This window comes from Corallococcus llansteffanensis (assembly GCF_003612055.1).
Lineage (GTDB): Bacteria > Myxococcota > Myxococcia > Myxococcales > Myxococcaceae > Corallococcus > Corallococcus llansteffanensis.
Map to the genome: position 1 here is coordinate 1 of NZ_RAWB01000996.1, position 1,581 is coordinate 1,581.

The 1,581-nt window shown below is 73.9% G+C and carries 2 protein-coding genes; both read right to left on the reverse strand.

The features are described 5' to 3' along the window. On the reverse strand, positions 1-830 hold an 830-nt coding region (locus tag D7V93_RS42805), incomplete at its 3' end, for a PepSY-associated TM helix domain-containing protein (protein ID WP_147451675.1). A gap of 14 nt (positions 831-844) precedes the next feature. Next, on the reverse strand, positions 845-1,581 hold a 737-nt coding region (locus tag D7V93_RS42810; RefSeq protein ID WP_147451676.1), incomplete at its 5' end, for an energy transducer TonB.

Consider the following 1,581-nt stretch of genomic DNA (forward strand, 5'->3'; position numbering starts at 1 on the left):
GTGATGTTCTCCCACGCGCTGGCCTGCTTCATCGCCACCGCGAACTGCGCATCCAGGGACTGGGGGGCCGTCCCGGGCGCTGGGGTGGGCACGGGCACGGGCGGCGAGGCATTGGGCCCCTGCGCGGCGGGCACCGGGCTGCCGGTGAGCGTGAAGACGAGGTTCGAGGCCCACTTGTAGGAAATCACCGCGCCGGACGCCGTCAGCACCACCAGCACCGGCAGCGACCAGAAGCCGATGACGTTGTGCCAGTTGAAGTCGCGCGCCTTGCCCTTGAGGCCCCGGCGGAACCACAGCGTCGGCCGCATGGAGCGCAGCGTCCACTTGCGCGGCCACCACAGGAACAGGCCCGTCACGCCCAGGAGGAGGAAGGCCAGGTTGCTGACGCCCGTCACGGCCTTGCCCACGGCGCGCTGCTCACCGGGGGCCGCGAGCCAGCGGTGCACGTCCTCCATCTTGGAGAAGAACGCGCGCCAGCCCTGCGCGCCCTGATCGCGCACCTCGCCGGTGAAGGGATGCACGTAGACAGCGCTGCCGCGCCCGATGGCCACCGCCACCACGCTGTCCGCCTCCGGGTACACCGTCACGGCGCTGGGCTGCGCGCCCGGCCGGGCCGCCTTCACCCGCGCAAGCATCTCCTCCAGCGACAGGCGCGGAGTCCCCGCGGGAGGCGGCGTCGCGAGGCGGGCATCGCGGTCCGCCCAATCGACGATCTGCGACTCGAACGCGATCGCCACGCCGGTGATGGACATCACCCCGACGACGAGCCCGACGATGAGGCCGGAGACGAGGTGGATCCAGAAGAGGACGTTTCGGAGGGTGCTGGGCATGGAGGGGCGTCACTTCACTTCAGGGCGAACTTCACGGGGATCACGACCTTCACACGCACGGGCCGCCCGTCGTGTCCCAGGGCCGGCGAGAAGCGCCAGCGCGTCACGGACTCGATGGCCGCCTCGTCCAGGCCGGGGACGGAGCGCTGGATGCGCGTGTAGGCCGGCTCCACGCGCCCGTCCGCGCCGATCACGACGTACACCATCACCACCCCGGCGATGCCGTCCTCGCGGGCCCGGCGCGGGTAGTCCGGCTTGCCGTCGAGCAACACCGGCAGCTTCATCACCTCGCGGGGCGAATACAGGGCCGGCGCCGTGCCCAGGCCGCCCACGCGCCCACCGGCGAGCCCGCCCACCGTGCCGCCCTCCACGCCTCCGACGACGCCCTGGGGCACCCCGGGGCCTGGCGGCGCGGACGCCACCGCCGGGGCCTGCTCCGGGGCCACTTCCTTCGCGGTGGCCTCCACGGGCGGCGTGGGCTCCTCCGGCTTCACCGGCTCCGGCACCTTCGCGGGCATCACCAGGTCGCGGTGCACCGGGCGCGGCTTGCGCGCCAGGGGCTTCACGGGCTCCGCGGGGGCCTGCTTCGCCTGGAGTCCACCGCCCAGGGGCGGAGGCGGCGGCGCATAGGCCATCAACACCAGCTCCGGCTCCGGCGGCCGCGCCTGCGCAGGCGGCGGGCGGCTCACCAGCGACAGCGCCAGGGCCAGCGCCGCCCCGTGCGTCACGGTCGCCGCGATCAACGCCCCGC